Below are 22,744 nucleotides of genomic sequence, written 5' to 3'. Positions count from 1 at the left end.
ACCGCCTGCGGGAAGGAGTTGCTGGCTACGGCGATCCCAGCGCCCGGCCGCCGGCCGACGCCTGACCGCCGGCCGGCGCCTGACCGTCGCCCGGACAGGTCCTAGAGCAACTGCTTGCGGACCAGATGGCTGAAGGCGACCCAGCCCGGGAGCACCGGAAGCCAGAAGGTGAGCAGACGGTGGAGCAGCACCGCGGAGAACGCGGTCGCCGCCGGTAGTCCCGCCAGGGTGAGGGCGCTGGCGAGAGCCGTCTCGACGCCACCGATTCCGCCCGGTGTGGGAATGGCAGAACCGGCGGCGCTGCCCACGAGATAGGCGAAAGCCAGGGGTGCGAAGCCGAGCGAGTGGCCGAACGCCCGTACCGAGGCGTCCAGGCACGCGATGTAGGAGAGATTGAGCAGCAGGATGCCACCGAACCCGGTGACCAGCTTGGTGGGCCGCTGCAACAGATCGAGCAGGCGCGGCAGGACACCCGAGAACAGGGCCCGTACCCGCGTGGTGGCGAATCGACGTAGCCGCGGAACGGCGGCGACCGCCAGCACGAGTGCGGTGACGGCGAGCAGTCCGCCGATCACCAGGGTCGCGCTCGACGGCGAGAGCAACGCGGTGTCCTGAGTGCCCGTCACATAACCGAAGGCGAGCAGGAGAACCACGTGGCCGACGCCACCGGCCAGTTGAGAGGCGCCCACGCTCGCCACCGCGAACCCGGGCCGCACCCGGTTGCGCTGCAGGAAACGGGTGTTGAGCGCGATACCGCCGACGGCCGCCGGAGCCAGCGCGAACGACGAGGCGAGCTGGGCCAGGACGGTCCGGCCGAACGGGATCTTCTCCGGGACGAATCCGAGCAGACTCATCGCCGCCGCCACATAGGTCAGGGCGGAGAACGCCAGCGCGACCACGGCCCAGGTCCAGTTCGCCTGCTCGACGAGCGCACCGAAGTCGAGTGTGACCAGTTGGGAGAGAAGATAACTGGCGACGGTGACACCACCGACGAGGGTGACCAGAGTGCGCGGCCTGATCCGCTCCAATCGGGCCGGTGCGACGGCGGCCTGCGGGCGGACGAGCAGCACCTGCCGACGGATCCGGGCGAGATCGTCGTCCTCGTGGGTGTCCTCCAGGGGGCCCTCGTCCGCGGCGTCGACGGCCCGTGACAGTTCCTGGTGCTCCCGTTCCGTACGTTCCTTGGCGAGCCGGCGGAGCGTGGCACGGGTCGAGCGGCTGAGCGCGATCGGCTGGAGCATCGGCAGGCTGACGGCGACGGCGTCGGGTCCCAGGATCCGCGTCGCGGAGGCGACCGAACGCTCGGGGCCGACCCGCAGGGCGAGCGTCGTGAGCAACTGGGCCGTGTCCAGACGCAGCAGGATGTCCCCGGCGGCGATCTCGCCGCGGCCCAGTTCGGTGATGTGGACGGCGCCGGAGTCGTCCACCAGCAGCGCGTCCCCGGTCAGCCGCCGGTGCGCGATGCGCCGCGCGTGGAGCGTACGGACCTGGTCCCAGATCCCGTCCAGGACCGTGTCGTCGATCTCGTCGTCGGCCAGCAGGTCCAGGGTGCGCGCCTCGATGTGCTCGTGGACGAGCATCACCGCGTCGGGGCCGAGCTCGTAGGCGCCGATCAGCCTCGGCGTGCGCGCCCCTGCCGCGACCGCCGCGTACGCCAGCAGCGTCTCCTGCTCCATCGTCTGGCGCAGGGACTGCAGACTGCCGCGCTCACTGATCGGACGCATCACCAGGTGGCGCCAGGCACGGTGCATGAAGGCCTGCGCCTGCTGCTCCCGGTCGACGACGGTGACGTCGAGCGGCGAACCGTCCTCGCGGACGACGCGGTACCGGCGGCCACGCTCGGCGGGGGAGGACTCGGGATGGTCGACCAGTCGCCGGGCGGTGACCGCCGCCAAGCCGGCCCGCCGCAGTGCCGACGGCAGCGAGAGAGCGGTGGGTTGTACGTTCGGTGAGCCGACGGCGTAGACGGTGCCGCAGCCGACACTCCAGCCGATCAGCAGCGTGAGCACCACGGAGGACAGCGTGGTGTATCCGCCGGCCAGCATCGCGAGGGCGTTCAGTACGAGCACCGCCCACAGCACCGCCCGCCAGCGGGGGCGCCGCGCCATGCCCACCGCCGTCATGAAGGCGACGGCAGGGGCGGCATATCCGTGCACCGGGTCGGTGATGCCGCCGTCGGGCGCGGCCCGGGTGAGCGCGTCGTGGACGGCGAAGGGCGCGAGGGTCGTCACCCACAGGCCGGTGCCGAGTGCGACGGCGTGCGCGAGGACGGCGGCGAGCACCCCGTCCGGCACGCGCGAGCCGTCCCGCCGGATCAGCCGTTCGACGGCGAACACGACCGGGACGAGCAGCAGGGCCAGGTTGGCGGGTCGGCCGAGGAAGCCGGTCAGCAGGCGGGACGTGTGGGTGGTGGTGCGCGAGACGTCGTGCTCGACACCGGACGTGGTGGCGTGCGCGCCCCAGGCCACGATCAGGAGAAGGGCGATGCCGAGCACGCCTATGAGGAGGCGCAGCAGGTCGTCCGGACGGCGGGACCGGGCCGCGAGCGGCGGCTCGTCGTCGGCCTGGTCGACAGCGCGGACCGTGGGAGGCTTCAGGCTCGGTCGGTTCAACGGTTCGGCCTCAACGGTCCGGTGACGTCCTCTCCCGTACGGCTCGTCCTCACCGAACCGCCCCCATTTGCCCGACGTACCCTACCCGCCCGCTTCGACGTCATGGTCGACTTCGCGGCGGGGGAGAGGGCCGGCGGTTCAGGCGCCGGTGTCCGGGCCGAGGTAGTCGACCGTCGTCCGCGTCGCGTGCGGGGCGAGCAGTTCCTGGAGTTCGGCCGCCGCGGTCTCGACGAGGTGGCCGTCGCGGGTGGCATGCACGGTTTCGAGGATGAACGCGACGTGGGTGGAGTCGTGGGTGACGCGGGTGCGGTGGGCGTCGCGGTGGTTCCAGTGCCGGGTGAGTACGTCGATGGTGTCCGCGTAGACGACTTCACCGGGGCGGGGGTTCTCGACGGTGTCGGGTTCGCCGAGCGGGGTGAAGGTCTCGCCGCCTTCGGCGTAGCGGATCTCGACATCGCCGGTGACGTGGTCGAGGTCGAAGGCACCGGCGGGCAGTCCGTGGCGGACGGAGACGGTGTTGTACGAGTCGACGGCCGCGTTGATGCGCGGCAGGGCGCCCTTCTTGGCGAGGCGGCGGCCGAGGGCGTCGACGCTGGGCCGGGTACGGCGGGGATTGGTGCCGAAGGACCGGTAGGCGGTGTGCCACGCCTCGATACGTGGATCGGTCTCGTCGGCGGGCGCCCAGGTGGCGTCGGCGAGCCGCCGCTCCAGGTCATCGAGGGCGGTGGTGGTGGCGGGCCAGGGTTCGTCACCGCGCAGACCGGTGGCGGTGACGACGGCGATGAGGGTGTCGGGGAAGTCGGCGGCGACGGCTGGGCTGATGCGGAAGGTGGTCATCCGGGGGTCCGTTCCGGGGAGGGGAGAGAGGAGGAGGCCGAGGTGGAAGCGGTGGTGGACGAGGTCCCGGTCAGGGTGCCCAGGGCCCGATGCGGTCCAGGCGGCGGAGCTGCTGGGTCGCGGTGGGCGTGTCCAGGCCGGTGCCGCGTTCGGTGAGCCGGCGGGCGGTGCCGGTGCGCTGCTCGACGGGCTTGTGGTCGTCGTACTTGAACTTCGCACGAACCTCGGTGACGTCCAGGCGCATGCCACGGATGCCGGTCAGCATCCGTCCGTAGGGAGGCCGGCCGGACTCGATGGGGGCGTGGTCCCCCTCGGGCTGGAAGTGGGCCATCTGGCGGCGCAGCAGCTCGGCCTTGGCCTCGGGTCCGTCGACGATCGTCGCCCGGCAGGTGAACTGGACGGCCGCGTAGTAGCTGGTGGGGACGCCGTCGGTGGGCGCGGTGTCGGGCTTGGCGCGCCAGGGTCCGGGGATGAAGGCGTAGTCGCCGGTGACGGTGAAGGTGACGTTCGGATCGGCCTCGATCGCCCTCCAGACGGGGTTGGGGCGGGCGAGATGGACGAGCAGGCAGGCGTCGTCGACGACGAAGTGCGTGGGCACGACGGCGGGTGCCTCTCCGGGCACGCCGTTGACGCTGAGGATGCCGAAGTCGTGGCCGTCGGCGATCCAGGTCTGCCACTCGGCGTCGTCGAGGGCTGCGTCCCAGGGCTGGATGAACATGCGGGTCCTTCCGGGCGCGTACGGGGTCAGGTGAGGGCGAGGAGGCCGACGGCCACGGCGGCGGTGCCGAGGCCGACGAGCTGACCGCGATGGATCCGCTCGGCGAGCACGCCGCGGGCGAGCAGGACGGTGCCGGCCGGGTACAGGGCGGTGATCACGGCGACGACGGCCAGGTCGCCGCTGCGGGCGGCGAGCAGGAACAGCAGATTCGCCACCGAGTCCAGCACACCGGCGGCCATCGACATCCCGTACGCGGGCTTCTCCGAGCCCAGGCGGCGGCGCGTCAGCCCGGCCGCGGCGAGAACGACGGCGGAGGAGACCGCGCGGCCGACGACGAGCGGTCCGACGCCGCTGTCCGAGGGCGCCTGGTGCAGGAAGACGAGCTGCAGTGCGATGGCGGCCCCGGCGCCGAAGGCCAGCAGCAGCGAGGTGCGCGACGGCCGCGCGGGCCCCTTGCCGCCACCGGCGCTGACCAGCACCACCGCCGCCAGCGCCAGCGGCAGTCCGATCAGCCCGGCCGGGCCCAGGTCCTCGCCCTGCAGCATCCCGACACCGACCGGCAGCACGGCCGAGACGAGCGCGGTGAGGGGCGAGAGAACGTTCATCGGGCCGATCGCCAGCGTGCGGTAGAGCAGAGCGAACGCGGCGGCCGACGCGAGGCCGGACGCCGCGCCCCAGGCGAGGGTCGCGGGGGAGAAGGAGGCGCCGAGGAAGGGCCACAGCAGCAGTTCGACGGTGAGCGAGGCCGGGGCGGCGATCATCACGGTGCGCAGGACATGGGCCTTGCGGGCGCCGAGACCGCCGAAGAAGTCGGCGCATCCGTAGGCCAGGGAGCTGCCCAGGGCCAGCAGCAGAGCGATCACGGGTACATCCCTTACTATCAATGGAACGACTACACCGTACAACGCACCGACCGACCCGTGTCAACCAAACGACCGTGTGGTGCAGTGCAATGAACGCCGCCAGGAGGGGAGACCGATGACCGAGACCGATGCGGCCCTGCGGACGCTCGCGCAGAACGTCAGAGCCGCCCGTACCCGCGCCGGACTGTCCCTGGACGAACTCGGCCGCCGAGCCAAGGTCAGCAAGGGCGCCCTGGTCGGGCTGGAGAAGGCCCAGGGCAACCCGAACTTCGCCACCCTGGTCCGCCTCGCCGACACCCTCGGCATCTCGGTGTCCGCACTGATGGAGGGACCGGCCGAAGGCCGCGTCCGGGTGGTGAGCGCCGATGCCGTCATGCCGTTGTGGGCCGGGGAGAAGGGCAGCGAGGCGCGGCTGATGCTGACCACCTCGGGACCGGCCCCGGTCGAGGTCTGGCGCTGGAAACTGGAACCGGGCGACGAATATCCCAGCCACCCGCATCAAGTGGGCGTCGTGGAGACCGTCAGTGTCACGGCCGGTCGGATGGTGCTCGTCGTCGACGGCACGGAACACGCCCTGGAGACCGGCCAGACCGCCACCTTCGACGGCGACACCCCCCACACCTACCGGGGCTCAGGCGATCGGACCTGTCACCTGATCATGACCGTTCACATCCCGCCGGGTCCTGGCCCCACGGGGTGACCGCGGTCGGGATTCCCGGCGGAGGGGTTGCCCCACGCGGGGGCCGATGAGGGCACCCGCGTGCTGAGGCGCCAAGTCGTCTCCGCCGTACCGTGGCGCCAGGTCGTCCTCGCCGTAGCGTGGCGCCAGGTCGTCCTCGCCGTACCCGGGTGCCAGGTCGTCCCCCGCCGTACCCGGGTGTCACGTAGGCCCCGGGGGACCGAGGCGTCAGGCGCTGCGCCGCGGCTTGCGCGCCGCGGTCTTCTTGGCCGCCTTCTCGGCGGGCTGCTTCTTCGCCGTCCTCGCGGTCGCCGTCTTCTTGGCCGCGGTCTTCTTGCCCGCGGTGCCCGAGGTCCTCTTGCTCGCGGCCTTCTTCCCGGGCATGTCATGGACGGTGGCGTCGTCGGCGGGGTCGTCGCCCCGGGACTTGCGGGCCTTGGCCACGGACTCCTTGAGCGCGGCCATGAGATCGACGATCTGCCCCGGCGCCTCCTCGGGCTCCTCGGCCGTGGGCGGTTCGCGGTGCTCCCGTTTCGCGTCGATGAGCTGCTCCACCGCCTCGGTGTACCGGTCGGTGAACTCCTCACCCTCCAGATCGTCGCGGGTCAGCCGCTCGATGAGCTGCTCCGCCTGGGTGATCTCGGCGTCGGTGAGTTCGATCTCTTCCGGTTTCAGCTCCGAGGGGTCGCGGATCTCGTCGGACCAGCGCATCGCGTGCAGGACGATGACGTTGTCGCGGACCCGGAGCAGGCCAAGCCGCTCGCGACCGCTCCAGGCGTACTTCGCCACGGCCACCTTCGACGACCGCTCCAGGGCCTTCCGCAAGAGCGTGTACGGCTTGGCGGCCACCTTGCCGTCCGGCTGCAGGTAGTAGCCGTCGCCGATCTGAATCGGGTCGATGGAGTCCAGCGGCACGAACGCCTCGATCTCGATGGCTTTCGCGGTGGGCAGCGGTATCTCCCGCAGCTCCTCGTCGAGCACCGGGATGATCGTGTCCTTGCCCCACTGATAGCCCTTGCCGATCTCGGACTGCGCGACCTCGCGGCCCTCGATCTCGCAGATCTTGCGGCTCCGGACCCGGCCCATGTCCTCCAGGTGCACCTGGTGGAAGTGGATGCTGTGGTCCTCGCGGGCGTTGACCACGTGGATCGGCACAGTGACCAGGCCGAACGAGATGGCGCCGGACCACACGGTTCGGGGCATGGAGGACCTCCGCGACAGGAGCCGAGGACTTCAGCTCTGCACTCGCACACAAGGGTGGACGATCGCACGCCTCCCGCGGCCTCGACCGTTGGCAAGCTCACGCTACGACCCCACAGCGTGCTTGCGCACAACGCTACGAGCGGGAGGCGGCCTGTGCCACTCACGTCGGCGACGGCGGGTGTTTTCGTCGGCACGCAGGTCAGAGGCGCTACTCGCCGAGCGAACGGCTGCCAGAGCCGAGGACAGCCCCGCCCCGCCGCTGTGGCATCCGACAGCTAGCCTGCGACTTGGGATCGTGCCTCACCGGTCCGCGGCACAGGTGCGGCGACCTACGACGAGGAGATCGGCCATGACGACGACCGCCCGCGCCACCTTGCAGCATGAAGACGAGCGGCTGAGGGTCACCCGCTGGGACTTCGAGCCCCGGGAGAGCACCGGCCGCCACGTCCACGCGTACGACTACCTCGTCGTCCCCGTCACCGACGGGCAAATCGATGTGATCACCCCCGACGGCACCGTCACCACCTCGCAGCTGCGCGCAGGCGAGTCCTACGCCCGTCCGGCCGGCGGGGAACACGAAGTCGTCAACGCCGGCACCTCTGCGTTGGCCTTCGTCGAGATCGAACTCAAGCAACCAGCCCCTGTGGACCTCGAAATCGGTTGAGCGCCCGGCGCTCCGCGCGGCTACGGTACGGCGATGACCAGCCCATACCCTCCCGTCCCCGCCAGAGTCGCCACCCCCGCGGACATCGACGGCATCGTCTCCACGATGACCACCGCCTTCTTCCACGATCCGCTGTGGGGCCCGGCCTTCCCCGACGAGTCGCGCCGCGCCGTCCAGGCGGCGGCCATGTGGCGCCTGTACGTCACCTCCGCCCTGCGCTACCCCTGGACACGCGTGACGCCGGGCGCGGAGGCCGCGGCCGTGTGGATCCCGCCGGGCGGCACCGAACTCACCCATCAGGAGGAGAGCGGCATGGGGGATCTGCTGGTGCGGGCCGCGGGCCCGGACGTGGCCAAGGCCATCCTGACGATCTCCGACCAGTTGGAGGCGGCCCATCCCGGGGAGCCGTTCTTCTACCTCAGTCTGCTCGGCGTGCACGACGATCACCGCGGCAAGGGGCTCGGCATGGGTCTGCTCGCCGAGAGCCTCGCACGCATCGACGATCTCGGCGCCCCCGCCTACTTGGAATCGTCGAACCCCTCGAACCTCGCCCGCTACGAGAGTGTGGGCTTCAACGCCCGCGACGAGATCACCACCGCCACCGGCCACGTGGTCACGACCATGTGGCGCCCGGCCCGTTGACCCGCGCGCCCGAAAGCGGCGACCGGGAACCGGACGAGCACATCCGCTTCGCGGCCCACCTCGTCCGACTGGAACAGGCCGTCGAAGCGGACGAGGCCGACATGGTCGGCCATGTCCTCGGCGACCCGGACCGGACGATGGCCCAGTCCGCCGTGCTGCGGCACGTGGACCGGCGAGCCGAGGACCTTCACCTCGGGCCCGCCTACGAGGCCTGGGCGCAGGCGATGGCACAAGTCGTCGGCGGCCGGCCCTTCCTGATCCGCCGCCTGGAGGAGTGGTCGCTCCTCCGTGCCATCAGGCTCGGCCTGCCCTGGCTTCCGGACGACCTGCTCGTGGCGTCCAACTGGCTCCAGCTCAAGACTGCCGCCACGTCGGGCACCGCAGTCGGGTCGGGCACCGCCGCCTTCGAAGTCCTCGCCGAAGGCGGCCGCACCCGGCGGATCCGCAACACCGCCGCCGGAAGTCTCAAGCTCGGGCAGGTCAGAGGCCGCCGGTGTTGAGCAGCCTGTTGGGGGTGTCGGAGCGGACCCCGTGGACGACGCCGCGGGTGGCCGTGTGGTCGAGCCAGACGTGGACCTCGTGGGCCGTGGCGTGCGGGTGTGCCGACAGGTACAGCGCGATGACGCCGGTCGCATGGGGCGCTGCCCAGGACGTCGCGCCGTCGTTCTCCGTGACCGTGCCGCCGCCGGCGAGGGCCGCGGTCACCTTCTGACCGGGGGCGTACAGGTCTACGCACCGCCCGTACCCGGAGCCGTAGGAGCCGCTGTCGGTCCACGCGCGGTCGTTCGAGGTGGAGGCCGCCACGACGATGGTGCCGGGGACGCCGGCCGGGGAGTGCTTGCAGGCGTCGTCATGGAAGTTGCCGGCCGACACCACCGTCGGGATGCCCGCGTCGACCATCTTCTTCACCGCGGACTCCAGGGCCGCCGACCGGTGGGCGAGGTTGAGCGACATGTTCACCACCGCGGGCTTCTGGGCGTGCGCGGTGACCCACTTGACCGACTTCACCAGGGCCGCCTCGGCCGCCGCCGCGGAACCGCCGCCCGAGCTCTCGCAGACGATGCCCTGGACCCGTACGAGGTCCGCCTTGGGCGCCACCCCGTACTTCTTCCCGCCGATGATGCCCGCGACGAAGGTGCCGTGACCGGTGCCCGCCTCGCTGAAGCAGTCGCCGGAGTCCTGCGGACCCACGAAGTCGGCGCCGAGATGGGCGCGTCCACCGAACTCCGTGTGGGCGATGTCCATTCCGGTGTCGATGACGTAGACATGAACGCCCTTGCCGGTCGCGGTCGTGGTGAACTTCCCGTTCAGGGGCCGCGACCGCTGGTCCAGAATGTCGAGATTCCACGGCACATGCCGGGTGGTGGGTGCGGCGGCGGTCAGCGCGGTCTTGGACGACGTCCCCCCGGTGCCGCGAGATGTCGGCGCCCATCCGGAGGCCTTGCCCTCGTAGGGCGTCACGGCGTCTCCCGTACCGTGCGCCGAAGCCTTCCCGCCCGCCGCCCCACCGCAGGCCGATGCCCCGAACACCGTCGCCAGAGCCACCACCAGGAGCCCCGCCTTCGTCGCATTCCGCGTCATGACTTCCCCCGTATCCCCGCCGCGTACACAGTCAGCGCACAAGACGACCACAGGGGGCGGGCGGTTCCGGCCGGGCGTGGGGGCGGGTCGGAGTGCATGCCCGCGGCTGTGCGCGTCGCGTCCCGCCGGGACGGCATGTCGTATTCTCACGGCACTCGCCGCGCCGGTGACCAGGGGGGATCCGGGTCGCAGGCCGGCTCGAACCATGTGGAGATCCATGCGCGCAACATCCATAAGTGCCGCTGTCGTCGGCGCCGTCGCCCTGTGCGGTTCGGTCCTCGCCGGTCCTCCGGCGTACGCGACGGAGACCGACGTGGTGATCAAGAAGGTGTCCGTGAACGGCGGCAAGTCCATCGTTTTCGGCACCTCCCGGACGGAGTCGTTCACCATCTCGGTGACCGCCTCCGACGACTCGGGCATCAAGAACGACGGCTTCCTGCAGATCGAGCGGGAGAAGGGCGACGACTACTGGTCGTACCACGGTGTTCCCCGCTGCACCGCCGTCAGTGCCACCACGTCCACCTGCAGCCTCACCGTGAAGCTCGAACGCGACATCGACCTGCCTCGCAACACCCTTGCCGGCCCCTGGAACGTGTACGTCCAGATCGAGTCCAAGGACGGAGACCTCTACAGCGCCGACTACGGAACCCACTCGGTGAAGCGGCGCTCCACGCTCGGCGTCGATGCCGCGCCCGAGCCCGTCACCAAGGGCAAGGCCATCACCGTCACCGGCAAACTGGCCCGCGCCAACTGGGACAAGTACGTCTACGCCGGCTACACGAACCAGTCCGTGCAGCTCCAGTTCCGTCCGAAGGACAGCAACACCTACTCCACGGTGAAGACCGTGAAGAGCGATGGAACAGGCAAGTTGAGGACGACCGTCACCGCCTCGCGCGACGGCTACTGGCGTTGGAACTTCGCCGGCACGTCCACCACGGCGGCGACCAAGACCGCGGGCGACTTCGTCGACGTGCGCTGAGCCGCACGCCCCCACCGGGTCGCGAGCACCCTCGCGTCACACCGCACGGCGGCCGGCGTACACCCGCGTGTGCGCCGGCTCGACGGTGCGGAAACCGCATGGCCGGGGTGTTCACCGTGCCGGTATCGTCCGGGATCCCGACCCGCAGTGCCCGCGGCTCACGTTCAGAGAGCGACGCACATGACCAGCCAACGAGCCACGACGACCTTGTGGCGCCCCACCGGACCCAAGGAGCTGGAGCTGGTCCGGGAGTCGAACTGGCGTGCTTGGCCGCCCCGGTTGCCCGAGCAGCCGATCTTCTACCCGGTGCTCAACGAAGACTACGCGATCAGGATCGCGCGGGACTGGAACGTGAAGCACGACGGAGCCGGCTTCGTCACCCGTTTCGAGGTCGATTCGGACTTCGTGAGCAGATATCCCGTTCAGCAGGCGGGTGGGCGGACCATTCTCGAACTCTGGGTTCCGGCGGAGGAGTTGGACGAGTTCAACGCCCACATTGTCGGCGAGATCCAGGTGGTCCACGCGTTCCGCTGAGGTCGGCGGCACTCACCGGTCCCGGAGGGCGGTCGTCACCGGTTCTCCGGAAGCGGGTCGGCGAAGTGCCAGCCCTCGGCGAGCAGGTCGTCCACCGCTGCCACGGCGGTGCGCAGCCGCTCCTCGGGGCTGCCGGTGACCAGCAGGAACCGGCGGCCGGTGCGCTCCAGTTCCGCCCGGAACCGGCCGGTCATCCACGGGCGCAGGTGCGGACTGTCGCGGAGGCCGTCGTCCTCGAAGGGCACGCCCTCGTGGTCGGTGAGCAGATACAGGTGGCGCGGGGTGTGCTCGGCGATGGCCGCCACCTCGGGGTTGGGCGCGCCCAGGTAGCGCTCGTGCCAGATCGCGGTGGCGAACGAGTCGGTGTCGCAGAAGAGCACCGGGGAGCCGCGGCGGGCCGCCTCCTGTTCGTCATCGTCCTGGCGGCGGGCGATGACGGGGAACTCCTCGGAGGCGAACTCCACTTCGGCCCAGTCGGCCCCTGGGTCGGTGGCCCGCAGGGCGGCGAGCTTCTCCTCGCTGAACGCGCGCCCGTACTCGGGCACCCAGCCGGTGTCCGACCAGACGCCGCCGCGCGCACGGTAGTGGGCGGCCAGCGCCCGCGAGAGGGTGGTGGTGCCGGTGGACTCGGCGCCGAGGACGACCACACGCCGGGCGAGAGCGGCGCGTACGCCCGGGCCGAGGAACGTCCAGCAGCCCACCGGGTCCTTGCGTACGGCGGTGCCGGAGACGGGGTACGTGGTCCGGTCGAGGTCCACGCCGACCTCCGCCGCGCCGAACCGGCGGGCCAACTCGGCGCCGTACGACTCGGACGTGAAGACGGCGTCCACCGGATCCGGGACGGCCGAGCGGAAGACCGCCATGTGGGCGTCCCACACCGCGGGGTCGTGCAGGTCGACCGCGTGGTCGTCGACGGCGCCGACGACCTCGGCCTCCGGGTGGGCTTCCCGCATCCACGCCACCCGGTCGGCGAGCGGCACCGACTCCACGGAGGCGGCGCAGACCAGAACGGTCAGCCGGTCGCACTGCGCGAGGGCGGTGCGGACGAGGTGGTGGTGGCCGGCGTGCGGCGGATAGAACTTGCCGAGTACCAGGCCGTGTCGGTACGGGCGGGCCGCGGCGTTCACGCGGGCACCGCCGTCGCGGAGTGGGAGCCGGCCGCCGCGAGGGTGCGCCGCCAGCCGAGGAGGCCGGCCACGCACAGGGCGAGGAAGCCGACGTACAGCAGAGAGGTCAAGTACAGGCCCTTGTAGGCGTACAACGGGATGTAGACCAGGTCTGCGGCGATCCACAACCACCAGGACTCCAGCAGTTTGCGGCACTGGCCGTAGGTGGCCGCCAGGGAGAGGGCGGTGGTGAGCGCGTCCCAGAAGGGGACGGTGGAGTCGGTGGCCCGGTCCAGCAGCACGGTGAGGGCGGCGGTGCCCAGCACTCCGGCGGCGGTGAGCCAGCCCCATTCGACACGCGTGGTGCGGCGCACCGGCAGGGCGCCGGCGGTGGCCGGTCCGTCGCCGCGGGCCCAGGCCCACCAGCCGTAGGCGGCCAGCGCGATGAAGACGACCTGGAGGCCGGCGTCGGCGTACAGGCCGGCCTGGAGGAAGAGCACGATGAAGAAGACGTTGTTGGCTATGCCCACAGGCCAGTTGGCGATGTGCTGGCGTGCCACCAGCCAGACGCAGACGGCGCCGGTGGCGAAGCCGAGCGCTTCGGTCCAGCCGAGGTTCCAGTTCACGGACGGGCTCCTTAATAGTCGCCCTGACTATAAATAGGGTGGCGGGCGGAGGGCAAGGGATTTGCGTGCCTCCGCAGGGGTTCCATGGCCGTCGTTCGGGCGGCCGGGGAGCCCGATGCCGATGCCGCGGTTTCGTCACGGGTGGGGCGAACAGGCGGCCAATATGGCGTGTCCGCACGCGGATTGAGGAGGTGTGAGATCCGCCGGGGCGGTCGCGGTTTGCGTACTGAGGGCTGTGTGCGTGAACAGGATGCGGCGTGCGCGAAGGGGGGAGTCGGGCTGCGTCACCAGGGCTCTTGCGGAAAGCCCCGGCGTTCACGCCGGGGATGAATGCGACTCAAGGCCGCTCTGACGTGCACTTAGGACGTGCAGATCTTTAACTCGTAGTACTCCGCGCACGTCGTGGTCACGAGCGACTGGTCGCCCCTGGCAGAGGTGCCAAAGCCAAGCTCACCCCAGCCGGCCGAAAGATGCCCTCCGACCAGGCGAGGAGCTCTCACTACTCGCCGACGAAAGGGCACGGTCAGCGTATGAGCGCGCGGCCGAGGGTCAGGAACGCGTCGTGGACGTCGTCGCGGATATCCAGGGGTTCCGCAGTTGACGCAACCAGTGCGGGTGGGCGAGGGCGCGCGCTGAGTGACGGCGAGTGGGTACCGGCTGTGGGACTGTCGGCCCCCCCCGGACGCGCGGTGGCCGACGACCCCGTCTGCTCGCGGCGTAACTGTGCCATGGCGCAAGAGCGACATGTGCCACCCCTTGAACGACGGCGGGGGAGGCCGGAGGATCCAGTGATCTTTCGCTCTTCGCCGCGTCTCAGGAGTCTTCCTTGCCCAAGGTTCCCATCCCCCGGCCCGGGCCGATCGCCCTCGCCGTGGCAGCCGCGCTAACACTCGGCGTCATACCGGCGACTGCCGCTGTGTCCGCGTACTCCCCCGGTGAGGTGTCGCACAACGACGCCGGACACCGAACCCCCGGCGATGCCGGCACACACACCGTCACCCTGATCACGGGTGACAAGGTCACCATCGGGACCGCCGCCGACGGCACCGTCGTGCGCTCCTTCCAGGCCGCGAGCGGAGCCACCACCGGCTTCCACCGCGCTGTCTTGGACGGCGCCACCTATGTCTACCCCGACGCCGCCCTGCCGTACGTGAGTGCCGGCAAACTCGACAAGCAGCTCTTCAACGTGACGCGGTTGATCACCGAGGGCTACGACGACGCGCACAGCTCCCGGCTGCCGCTGATCGTGCGCTACACCGGGGCCGCCGCCAAGGACCGCACCCGGACGAAGATGGCCGGCTCGACGGACGTCCGCCGCCTGGACAGCATCCAGGGCGCGGCCCTCGCGCAGAACCACAAGCAGGCACCGGAGTTCTGGTCCTCGCTCACCGGGGGTTCCGGCGCGGCGGCCCGGTCCTCGAAGCCGTCCTTCGCGGGCGGCGTCGCCAACGTGTGGCTCGACGGCAAGGTGAAGGCCGACCTGGCCGACTCCACCGCCCAGATCGGCGCGCAGAAGGTATGGGCGGAGGGCGACACCGGCCAAGGCGTGAAGGTCGCGATGCTCGACAGCGGCGCGGACACCGAACACCCGGACCTGGTCGGGCAGGTGTCCGACAGCGCCAGCTTCGTCCCCGGCGAGGACGACGTCGCCGACTACAACGGCCACGGCACGCACGTCGCCTCGACCATCGTCGGCACGGGCAGTGCCTCCGACGGCAAGGAGCGGGGTGTCGCCTCCGGCGCCCGGCTGGCCGTCGGCAAGGTGCTCAACTCCGAGGGCAGCGGCCAGGAATCCTGGATCATCGCGGGCATGGAGTGGGCCGCCCGCGACCAGAAGGCCAGGATCATCAGCATGAGCCTGGGCGGCGGCGGTGACAAGAACGACCCGATGAGTCAGGCCGTCGACGAACTCAGCCACGACACGGGCGCGTTGTTCGTGATCGCGGCGGGCAACGGCGGCCCGCACTCCATCAGCAGCCCCGGTACCGCGGACTCCGCGCTGACCGTCGGCGCCGTCGACTCCACCGACACGCTCGCCGACTTCTCCAGCCAGGGCCCGCGTGACGGCGACGGCGGGCTGAAGCCGGAGATCACCGCGCCCGGCGTCGACATCGTCGCGGCGCGCTCGCACTACAAGCGCGGCTCCGGCTACTACACCACGATGAGCGGCACGTCGATGGCGACACCGCACGTCGCCGGTGCCGCCGCGCTCCTCGCCTCAGAGCACCCCGACTGGACGGGCACCCAGCTCAAGGAGGCGCTGGTCAGCAGCGCCAAGGCAACCCCGGCGTACGCCCCGTACCAGGCGGGCGCCGGCCGGCTCGACGCGCTGGCGGCCGTGCACACCAAGGTCTTCGCCACCACGAGCGCCTACTCCGGCTTCTACACGTGGCCGCCGAAGCCGGGGCAGACCGACGTCCAGACGGTGGCGTACACCAACGTCGGCGACGCACCGGCCAACCTCGACCTGGCGGTCAACGGCACCGTCCCGGCAGGGTTGTTCAGCCTCGCCGCCGACCACGTCACCGTGCCCGCGCACGGCACCGCCACGGTCAAGCTGACCGCGGATCTGGACAAGCTGGCCGGTGACCAGTCGATCAGCGCCATGATCACCGGTACGGACGGCACCGGAGCCGTCCGCGCCCGGACCCTGATCGGCGCGGCCCGCGAGGGCCAGCGGCAGAATCTGACCGTGGTCGCCAAGGACCGTTCGGGCAAGCCGCTGGAGGGCCGGGTCGTCCTGACCGCCGAGCACCTCTTCACGGTGATGGACCTCGACGCGTCCGGCACCGGCACGGTGCGGCTGCCCGTCGGCAGCTACAGCGGCTGGCTCACCGGTGACGTGCAGGGCGCCGAAGGCCCGCACTCGCGCGGCATGGTGCTGCTCGCCTTCAACGACGTGAAGCTGGACCAGGACCGTACCGTCACCCTGGACGGCCGCAAGGCACGCCGGATCCTGGCGCGCGTGCTGCAGCAGACCACCGCCGTCGCGCCGCGCCTGGACGCCCACCGGTCCTTCACCGACAGCCTGGTGGAGACGTCGATGCTGCCCAACCCGTCGTACGACAGCGTCTGGGCGCTCCCGACCGGCAAGAAGGTCACCGACGGCGAGTTCGAGGCCGGCGCCCGCTTCCGCCTCGAGCAGCCCGCGCTGACCCTGAGCACGAAGTCGACGACCTTCAACGACCCGCTGGTCAAGCGCGCGGCCAGGCCGCTGCCCGCCGGTACCCGGAACCTGACGGCGGTCTTCGCCGGTGACGGCACGGCCGAGGAGCTCGCGCGGCAGAACGTGCGCGGCAAGGCCGTCGTGGTGCGCGGCGCCGGCACGGAAGGGATCAAGGCTCAGGCGGAGGCCGCCGCGGCCGCCGGCGCCCGGCTGCTGCTGGTCGTCAACGACGGCGTCGGCCGCCTGCAGCCCTGGGACGAGAACCCCTGGAGCCCGCAGAGCCCGGCCCCGGTGACGGTGGCGACGCTGAACGCCGACCAGGGCGCCGACCTGCTCGGCCAACTTCGGCACGGCGCGGTCTCGCTGAAGGTCACCTCGCACCCCACGACCGACTACGTCTATGACGTCGTGCACCACTGGACGGGTGCCGTTCCGGCGGACCCGACCTGGCGTGAGGAGTCCAAGGACCTCGGCCGGGTGAACGTCTCCTTCCGGAACTACCGGCAGGGCAAGGCGATGGAGTTCCGTCCCGACGTCTGGCGCGGCTGGGCCGTCGGCAACCAGCTCACCGCGCCCGCCCAGGGCGAGCGCACCGACTGGGTCACCGCCGGCACCACGTGGCTCGACGACGCCTTCATCCAGGGCGAGACCGGGCAGCACTCGATCGACCCCCTGAACTACCCGGCGCGCAGGACCGGCAAGGTCAGCTGGTTCGGCCCGATCCAGCGGCCCCGCATGGGCCCGATCAACTACCAGCCGGTGCGCTACCTCGACACGATGTACATCATCGCCCCCGGCTGGGGTGACTCGGGGTCCGGCCACGTCGGCGAGGCCGGCGCGAACTTCGACGTCAAGGACTGGATGTCGCTCTACCAGGGCGACCAGCAGCTCGACTGGGGCAACGCCGAGTACCTGCAGGTTCCCGGCCTCGGTGCCGAGCGCCTGCCCTACCGGCTGGTCCTCGACAACGACCGCGGCACCTGGGCCAACCCGTACTCGACGCACACGCTGACCGAGTGGGACTTCACCTCCGCGGTCACCGGCAGCGATGCGGCGGTGTCCCTGCCGCTCATCCAGCTCGACTACGGCGTGGACACCGACAAGTCCGGCCGTGCCGACCGGCACGCCGGCCTGACGGTTACCGCCTCGCACCTGCCGGGCACCACCGCCACCATCGGGAAGCCGACCGTCGAGGTGTCGTACGACGACGGTGCGACCTGGCAGCGGACCGACCTGAGCCGGTGCGACGACGGATGGCGGACGAACCTGCGCGCGCCGCGGTCCGCCGACTTCGTCACCCTCCGGGTCGGCGCCCGGGACAGCGCGGGCAACACCGTCTCGCAGACGATCACCCGGGCCTTCGGCCTGCGCTGACGTCACACCCCGGGAGGCCACCTGGGACAGCACCGCTTGGGCGGGACCGCAGCCGGCGGCCCCGCCCACGCGGCGTTCCCAGTTGCCGGAGGATCTATGAGGACAGGCTCGGGGCCAGCGCCTGCGGTATCTCCCCGCTTGACCGGACCTCTCCGTCCGCGTAGGTGAACGTGTACTGCTCGGCACTGTCTCGCGCCACCGAAAGGTGGAAGAAAGGTTCACCGTGCCATGTCCTCAGGCCGCTCCACACCACCACCGCGCGGGTGCCCGCGCTGGCGGCGGCGGCCGGGGAGACGAACCGCCGCCGGTCCCTCACCTGATCCAGCGTCGCGTAAGCCGGCGACACCACGTCGTCGTCGGCGCCCCGCAGATGGGACGTCAACGTGGAGTCGTCCCGGTACGAGTGCGCCGCGTGCTCGGCGACCAGCGGTGGCAGCAGCTCGGGCGCGTACTGCGGGTCCGTCAGCAGTCCGTCGAAGTACACCATGCAGGTCTGTCCGAGCAGGCGGCGTATCTGGTCGCCCAGCCCTGCGGCCCTCGGCCTGCTCCTTGGCCCTCGTCCAGCGCCTTCCCGGCCCGTTCCCAGCCGCCGCGCAGCGCTTCCAGCCGGGGCCTCCTCCACCAGGGCGTCCAGCTTTCGTGTCGTCGGCGAACACCGGCTCCCCGTCGCTCCGGTGCGCCCGCAGGCTGTGGAGCTCCCGGTACATGTCCGCCATGTACTCAAGGAAGTTCGCATGCCGCTCGGGTGGCGCGGCCCGCCAGCTCGCCCACGTGTACACGGCCCACTCACCGGCCTCATCCAGGTCCTCAGGATCCATGAGGACCTGGGTGATGTCGGACTCCACGTCGAGCTGCAGCCCGCGCCGCCAGATGTCCGCCTCCCGCCGCTCCCCGGGCCCGGCGTCCTCGTCCGCGTACTCCTCGAACATGTCCGCGAGTCCTGACTCGTTGTTGTGCCAGTGCGCGTCCTCGGTCCCCGCCGGCAGCCACACGAACCCGCCCGCGTGCCGCCACCCGTCGCTGACCTTGAGGAACTCCCGGTACGACGGGGGCATCCGTCGGCCGAGGCGCTCCTCCATGGCTGCGATCCGCTCCTCCGACGCGGGCGGAAACCCCAGCCACCGCGCTTGCCGGGCGGTCGCGTCGTCCTCGCCCCGCGTCTCGCCGTCCGGCAGGGAATCTGCCCACTCCCCGCTCCACCTGAGTGGGAAGGACCGCCAGTTGAACGCCGTGGTGTCCGTCATGCGCCCGATGCTGCCACCCATCACTGACAGCGCTCCGTTGCTTGCTGCGGCCAACAGGACCCTCTCTTACGCGACCGGCTCGGCAGGCCCTGCCAGCGTGCTTGCGCCCCGCTCGGTCGATGGAGAAGTCGGCGAACTCCACGTCGGTGAAGGCGATCCCAAAGCCGTGGGCCCGTCTGCCTCCGTCCCTCAAGTCGGCGTGCCCCAGTGCACGTGCGAGGCACCATCTGCTGCTCGCCCGTACGGCGTCCCGGGCGGCGAACAGCTCTCACGCGCCGGGCAGCGGTCGGTCAGGGTGTCTGCGGCAGAGCCCGTCCCGTCGCCTCGGCTTCCTTCGGCGCGGTGGGTCCCGTCCGCTCGGGGCCCTGGCCCCGCCCTCGGCTGAGCTGCGCCCCGACCGCCGAGGTCACCAGGCTCAGCGCCGCGGCTGTGTACCAGACGACCCGGAAGCCGTCGTGCGAGGTGGCGTCGACATGGGAGCCGACGACCGCGACCAGGACGGCGACGCCGATCGTGGCCGAGATCTGGCGCACCGAGTTGACCAGCGCCGACCCGGTCGCCGCACGGTGTCCCGGTACCGCGTGCACGCCGGCGGCCACCAGTGTGCCCAGGGCCAGGCCCACTCCCGCACCGGTCAGCAGCTGGCTGGGCAGCAGCTCACTCACGTAGTCCGGTGTGACCGACGCGAACATCGCGAACCAGACCATGCCACCGGCGAACAGCACGCCGCCCGCCGCGATCAGCGGTCCCTGCCCGAAGCGCTGCGCGGCGCGGGTGGTCAGCACGGTGACGACGGGCACGAGCGCGGGGCCGGGGGCCAGGGCGAGACCGGTGCGCAGCGCGCTCCAGTGCCAGACCTCCTGACACCACAGCACGTTCGACAGCAGCATGATCGAGAAGGCCACGCCGAACAGGAGGCTGCCCGCGTTCGCCGCACCGAAGCGCGGCAGCCGCAGCAGGTCCAGCTCGAACAGCGGACGGGGGTGCCGCAGGGACCGGAGCACGAACGCGGCGCCGCCGATCACGGCGACGGCCAGCAGCAGTAGGGGCTCGCCGCTCGTCCAGCCCTGGTCGGGTGCCTGCACCAGCGCCCCGGACAGCGACGCGATCGAGACGATGACCAGCAGGGCGCCGAGGAGGTCGGGCAGCGGCCCGGTCTCCCGCGCGGCCGGCTTCGGCAGCGCGGATCGGCCGAGGACGAGCGCCGCGATGCCGATGGGCAGGTTGACGGCGAAGACCCACCGCCAGTCCACCTCGGTCAGCAGGCCACCGGCGACGGGCCCGGCGGCCGCGGCGAGTCCGCCGACCCCGGCCCAGCCGCGGGTGGCCTGGGTGCGGCGCTCGGCCGGCACCGCCGCCAGCAGCAGGGCCAGGGAGGTCGGGATCTGGGCCGACGCCCCTACGGCCTGCACCACCCGGGCCACGATGAGGGTTCCCAGGTTCGGGGCCAGGGCACAACCCAGCGACGCGAGGGTGAAGACGGCGATTCCGGCGAGGAAGACCGGCCGCTGCCCTATGCGGTCACCGGCACGTCCGGCCACCACCAGCAGCGCGGCGAAGGTGATCGCGTAGGCGTTGAGGACCCAGGACAGCGACCCGAGGCCCGCTGCGCCGCCGCCTCCGGAGAAGTCCTCTCCCACGGCGGGCAGCGCGACGTTGACGATCAGCAGATCCAGGTTGGTCATGAAGACGGCCACCAGGACGACTGCGGCGGCCGCCCGAGAGTGCTTTGAAAACCGAAGCGGCGTGGACATGGCGCAACCCAAACACAGGGTGGTTTGGAAATCAAACCCTGCCGGGTGATACTGGGAAAATGACCACGCTCATCGACCCCCGGGACATGGCGGGGCGCCCGTGCTCCCTCGCCGCGACCCTCCAGATCATCGGTGACCGCTGGGCCCTGCCGGCGATCCGCGAGGTCATGCTCGGCAACCACCGCTTCCGGCAGATCGCCAGAAACACCGGCGCTCCCACGGACCGGCTCGCCGCGCGACTGAAGGCGCTGGTGGAGAGCGGCGTCCTCGAACGGCGCCCGCTGCCGGACGACGCGCGCTACAGCGGCTACTACCTGACGGAGGCCGGGCGCGATCTGGGGGCCATCACCCGCGAGCTGATCGGCTGGGGCGACCGCTGGGCCGTCACCGCACCGCCCGCCCGGATCCGGCACCGGGATCACGAACTCGTCACCCACACGGTGTGCGAGACCTGCGGCGAGCGGGTCCATGGGGAAGATGTCCACCGGGACGACCTTGTGCCCGGCTGGGACCAGTCGGGCCCGGTGACGACTCCGTAGACCGAACGAACGGCCCCACCTCGGCGAAACGAAGGTCCTGCATGATCAACGGCGCCCACGTCATCCTCTGCAGCCAGGACGCGGAGGCCGACCGCGCCTTCATGCGCGACGTCCTCGCCTTCCCCGGTGTCCGACGCGGGCGGCGGGTGGCTGATCTTCGAGCTGCCCCCGGCAGAGATCGCCGTACACCCCACCGAGGGCCCCCAGCACGAGTTCTGTCTGATGTGCGACGACCTCGACGCCCAGCTCGGGGAACTGCGTGCGCGGGGCGTCGAGATCACCCGCCCGGTCAGCGAACAGCGCTGGGGCGGGCTGACGGCGGTGCGTCTGCCCCGTGGCACCGAACTGCCGCTGTACGAACCTGGCAACCCCGCGGCCCGCAGTCTGTGACACTCGAGCGGCCCCGCCCGGGGGCCACCGGATGTGCTGACGGCACCGCCCCGTCACGGTGAACCAGGTCGCGGTGACAACCGTCGTGGTGCCTGGTCCCAGGGGCTGGTGGAATCATCCGCAGTGACGACCGCGTTCCCCCCGCGGAAACCCGGGCGGAGGCGGCCCGGATGGTGAGAAAGGTGGCGACATGCTGGAGACGGTGGGCCTGACGGCCGACGAGAGCGAGGTTTACCACCTTCTGGTCGCCGCCGGGACGGCGTCCGCTCAGGACATCTCCGGCCGCTCGGACCTCGACGTCGAGACCGCGCGGCTGCTGCTGCGCGCGCTGGAGCACAAGGGCCTGGCGTCGGCGGCCGAGGACAGTCCCGAATGGTTCACGGCCGTGCCGCCGCAGGTGGCCCTCATGCCCCGTCTCCAACGCCACTTCGACGCCCTGGAACAGACCCGGGCCGCCGTCTACGAACTGGCGGAGACACACCGCCGCAGCGCGTGGGCCCGGAGCACGGGCGAGGCCGTCGAGATCATCACCGGCGCTGCGGCACTGCGCCAGCATCTTCGCCAGCTCCAGCACGGCGCCGGCCGCGAGATGATGTGGTTCGTGAAGGCCCAGTACGTGGCCATGTCCCCGGAGAGCAATCAGGAGGAGTTCGACGCGCTGGACCGGGGCGTGCTCTACAGAGCCCTGTACGAACAGGCGTACTTCGACGACCCCGACTCGGTGAACTACGTCGTCAAGGGCGTGTGCGCCGGAGAGGTCGCCCGGGCGGTGCCGCTGCTGCCGCTGCGGATGGCGATCGCCGACCGCTCGGTGGCCATCCTGCCGCTGGCCGCCTCGGGCACGTCCCGCAACCCCCGGGAACTGCGGGCCGCGGTGATCCGGGAGAGCAGCCTGCTGGACGCGCTCATCGCCCTGTTCGAACACCACTGGGAGATCGGTGCCCCGCTCCGGGTGACCGAGGAGGGCCAAATCGGTGGCGCCGGCACCACGGATGCCGCCTCGCCGATCGGGGAGGACCGGCACCTGCTCTCCCTGATGGTCGCCGGCATGACGGACGAGGCGATAGCCGGACAGCTGCGGGTCAGCAAGCGCACCGTCCAGCGGCGCATCCAGGGCCTGATGAGCCTGGCCGGCGTCGCGACCCGTATGCAGCTGGGCTGGCACGCGGCGCGCCGCGACTGGCTCTGAGCACGGCGGACGCCGCAACGCACACGGACAGGGCCCGCCGGACG

General features: G+C 71.2%; 19 protein-coding genes and 1 pseudogene. 10 read left to right on the top strand and 10 right to left on the bottom strand.

What is annotated here, in order from left to right; translation table 11 throughout:
- Window positions 1-101: 101 nt before the first annotated feature.
- From ACFXGX_RS37450 to ACFXGX_RS37435, 4 genes are all read right to left on the bottom strand, one after another.
- The gene (locus tag ACFXGX_RS37450; protein ID WP_384801007.1) at window positions 102-2,612 is read right to left on the bottom strand and encodes a lysylphosphatidylglycerol synthase domain-containing protein; all 2,511 of its coding nucleotides are present in this window, start codon (window positions 2,610-2,612) and stop codon (window positions 102-104) included.
- Between the two features lie 138 nt (window positions 2,613-2,750).
- The gene (locus tag ACFXGX_RS37445) at window positions 2,751-3,449 is read right to left on the bottom strand and encodes a B3/4 domain-containing protein (protein ID WP_384801005.1); all 699 of its coding nucleotides are present in this window, start codon (window positions 3,447-3,449) and stop codon (window positions 2,751-2,753) included.
- Between the two features lie 70 nt (window positions 3,450-3,519).
- Entirely contained in the window at window positions 3,520-4,167 is a 648-nt protein-coding gene (locus ACFXGX_RS37440; RefSeq protein WP_384801002.1) for an FMN-binding negative transcriptional regulator, read from the bottom strand.
- A gap of 26 nt (window positions 4,168-4,193) precedes the next feature.
- Window positions 4,194-5,030 carry an EamA family transporter gene (locus tag ACFXGX_RS37435; RefSeq protein ID WP_384800999.1) on the bottom strand — a complete coding sequence of 279 codons (837 nt, stop codon included), beginning with the start codon at window positions 5,028-5,030 and terminating at the stop codon, window positions 4,194-4,196.
- A 115-nt stretch (window positions 5,031-5,145) separates the two neighbouring features.
- On the opposite strand from ACFXGX_RS37435, the gene ACFXGX_RS37430 reads away from it, so the two are divergent.
- Entirely contained in the window at window positions 5,146-5,730 is a 585-nt protein-coding gene (locus ACFXGX_RS37430) for a helix-turn-helix domain-containing protein (RefSeq protein ID WP_384800996.1), read from the top strand.
- 207 nt (window positions 5,731-5,937) lie between these two features.
- Here ACFXGX_RS37430 and ACFXGX_RS37425 read toward each other — a convergent pair whose 3' ends face one another.
- A complete protein-coding gene (locus tag ACFXGX_RS37425) occupies window positions 5,938-6,912 on the bottom strand; it encodes a Ku protein (protein ID WP_384800993.1) in 975 nt (324 codons plus the stop codon).
- A gap of 349 nt (window positions 6,913-7,261) precedes the next feature.
- Here ACFXGX_RS37425 and ACFXGX_RS37420 point away from each other — a divergent pair, with 349 nt between their 5' ends.
- The 3 genes from ACFXGX_RS37420 to ACFXGX_RS37410 are packed head-to-tail and all read left to right on the top strand — an operon-like array spanning window position 7,262 to window position 8,718.
- The gene (locus ACFXGX_RS37420) at window positions 7,262-7,576 is read left to right on the top strand and encodes a cupin domain-containing protein (protein ID WP_384800990.1); all 315 of its coding nucleotides are present in this window, start codon (window positions 7,262-7,264) and stop codon (window positions 7,574-7,576) included.
- A gap of 33 nt (window positions 7,577-7,609) precedes the next feature.
- On the top strand, window positions 7,610-8,218 hold the full coding sequence (locus ACFXGX_RS37415; protein WP_384800988.1) for a GNAT family N-acetyltransferase: 609 nt from the start codon (window positions 7,610-7,612) through the stop codon (window positions 8,216-8,218).
- Window positions 8,215-8,718 (top strand): hypothetical protein, encoded by a 504-nt coding sequence (locus ACFXGX_RS37410; RefSeq protein WP_384800985.1) that lies wholly within the window; start codon window positions 8,215-8,217, stop codon window positions 8,716-8,718. Before ACFXGX_RS37415 ends, ACFXGX_RS37410 begins: the two co-directional genes overlap by 4 nt.
- On the opposite strand, the gene ACFXGX_RS37405 is transcribed toward ACFXGX_RS37410, so the two are convergent.
- Window positions 8,699-9,799, bottom strand: coding sequence for a S8 family peptidase (locus tag ACFXGX_RS37405; protein ID WP_384800982.1), 1,101 nt, complete (start codon window positions 9,797-9,799; stop codon window positions 8,699-8,701). The two genes, ACFXGX_RS37410 and ACFXGX_RS37405, sit on opposite strands and share 20 nt — an antisense overlap.
- A gap of 217 nt (window positions 9,800-10,016) precedes the next feature.
- Here ACFXGX_RS37405 and ACFXGX_RS37400 point away from each other — a divergent pair, with 217 nt between their 5' ends.
- Together ACFXGX_RS37400 and ACFXGX_RS37395 are read left to right on the top strand one after the other, a co-directional pair.
- A complete protein-coding gene (locus tag ACFXGX_RS37400; RefSeq protein ID WP_384800979.1) occupies window positions 10,017-10,778 on the top strand; it encodes a hypothetical protein in 762 nt (253 codons plus the stop codon).
- Between the two features lie 180 nt (window positions 10,779-10,958).
- Complete coding sequence (locus tag ACFXGX_RS37395; RefSeq protein WP_384800976.1) at window positions 10,959-11,312, top strand: hypothetical protein; 354 nt, start codon at window positions 10,959-10,961, stop codon at window positions 11,310-11,312.
- A 35-nt stretch (window positions 11,313-11,347) separates the two neighbouring features.
- Here the strand turns inward: ACFXGX_RS37395 and ACFXGX_RS37390 are convergent, their stop codons facing one another.
- Together ACFXGX_RS37390 and pnuC are read right to left on the bottom strand one after the other, a co-directional pair.
- Window positions 11,348-12,439 (bottom strand): AAA family ATPase, encoded by a 1,092-nt coding sequence (locus tag ACFXGX_RS37390; protein WP_384800973.1) that lies wholly within the window; start codon window positions 12,437-12,439, stop codon window positions 11,348-11,350.
- On the bottom strand, window positions 12,436-13,044 hold the full coding sequence (pnuC, locus tag ACFXGX_RS37385) for a nicotinamide riboside transporter PnuC (protein WP_384800970.1): 609 nt from the start codon (window positions 13,042-13,044) through the stop codon (window positions 12,436-12,438). Before pnuC ends, ACFXGX_RS37390 begins: the two co-directional genes overlap by 4 nt.
- 826 nt (window positions 13,045-13,870) lie before the next feature.
- Here pnuC and ACFXGX_RS37380 point away from each other — a divergent pair.
- Window positions 13,871-17,584 (top strand): S8 family serine peptidase, encoded by a 3,714-nt coding sequence (locus ACFXGX_RS37380; RefSeq protein ID WP_384800967.1) that lies wholly within the window; start codon window positions 13,871-13,873, stop codon window positions 17,582-17,584.
- Between the two features lie 106 nt (window positions 17,585-17,690).
- On the opposite strand, the pseudogene ACFXGX_RS37375 reads toward ACFXGX_RS37380, so the two are convergent.
- Both ACFXGX_RS37375 and ACFXGX_RS37370 read right to left on the bottom strand, forming a co-directional pair.
- Window positions 17,691-18,828: pseudogene (locus ACFXGX_RS37375) on the bottom strand (SMI1/KNR4 family protein); the annotation flags it as partial.
- Between the two features lie 290 nt (window positions 18,829-19,118).
- Window positions 19,119-20,582, bottom strand: coding sequence for an MFS transporter (locus tag ACFXGX_RS37370; RefSeq protein ID WP_384800964.1), 1,464 nt, complete (start codon window positions 20,580-20,582; stop codon window positions 19,119-19,121).
- Window positions 20,583-20,641: 59 nt separating this feature from the next.
- Between ACFXGX_RS37370 and ACFXGX_RS37365 the strand changes: the two genes are divergently transcribed.
- The 3 genes from ACFXGX_RS37365 (at window position 20,642) to ACFXGX_RS37355 (ending at window position 22,700) form a co-directional block, all read left to right on the top strand.
- Window positions 20,642-21,121, top strand: a complete 480-nt coding sequence (locus ACFXGX_RS37365) for a winged helix-turn-helix transcriptional regulator (protein ID WP_384800961.1) — start codon at window positions 20,642-20,644, stop codon at window positions 21,119-21,121.
- 126 nt (window positions 21,122-21,247) lie between these two features.
- Window positions 21,248-21,511 carry an extradiol dioxygenase gene (locus ACFXGX_RS37360; RefSeq protein ID WP_384800958.1) on the top strand — a complete coding sequence of 88 codons (264 nt, stop codon included), beginning with the start codon at window positions 21,248-21,250 and terminating at the stop codon, window positions 21,509-21,511.
- Window positions 21,512-21,701: 190 nt separating this feature from the next.
- Entirely contained in the window at window positions 21,702-22,700 is a 999-nt protein-coding gene (locus ACFXGX_RS37355; RefSeq protein WP_384800955.1) for a helix-turn-helix domain-containing protein, read from the top strand.
- Window positions 22,701-22,744 lie beyond the last annotated feature (44 nt).

The organism is Streptomyces sp. NPDC059371 (genome assembly GCF_042751995.1).
Lineage (GTDB): Bacteria > Actinomycetota > Actinomycetes > Streptomycetales > Streptomycetaceae > Streptomyces.
The sequence above is the reverse complement of the archived record's forward strand: the minus strand, read 5'-3'. Positions and strand labels throughout refer to the sequence as shown.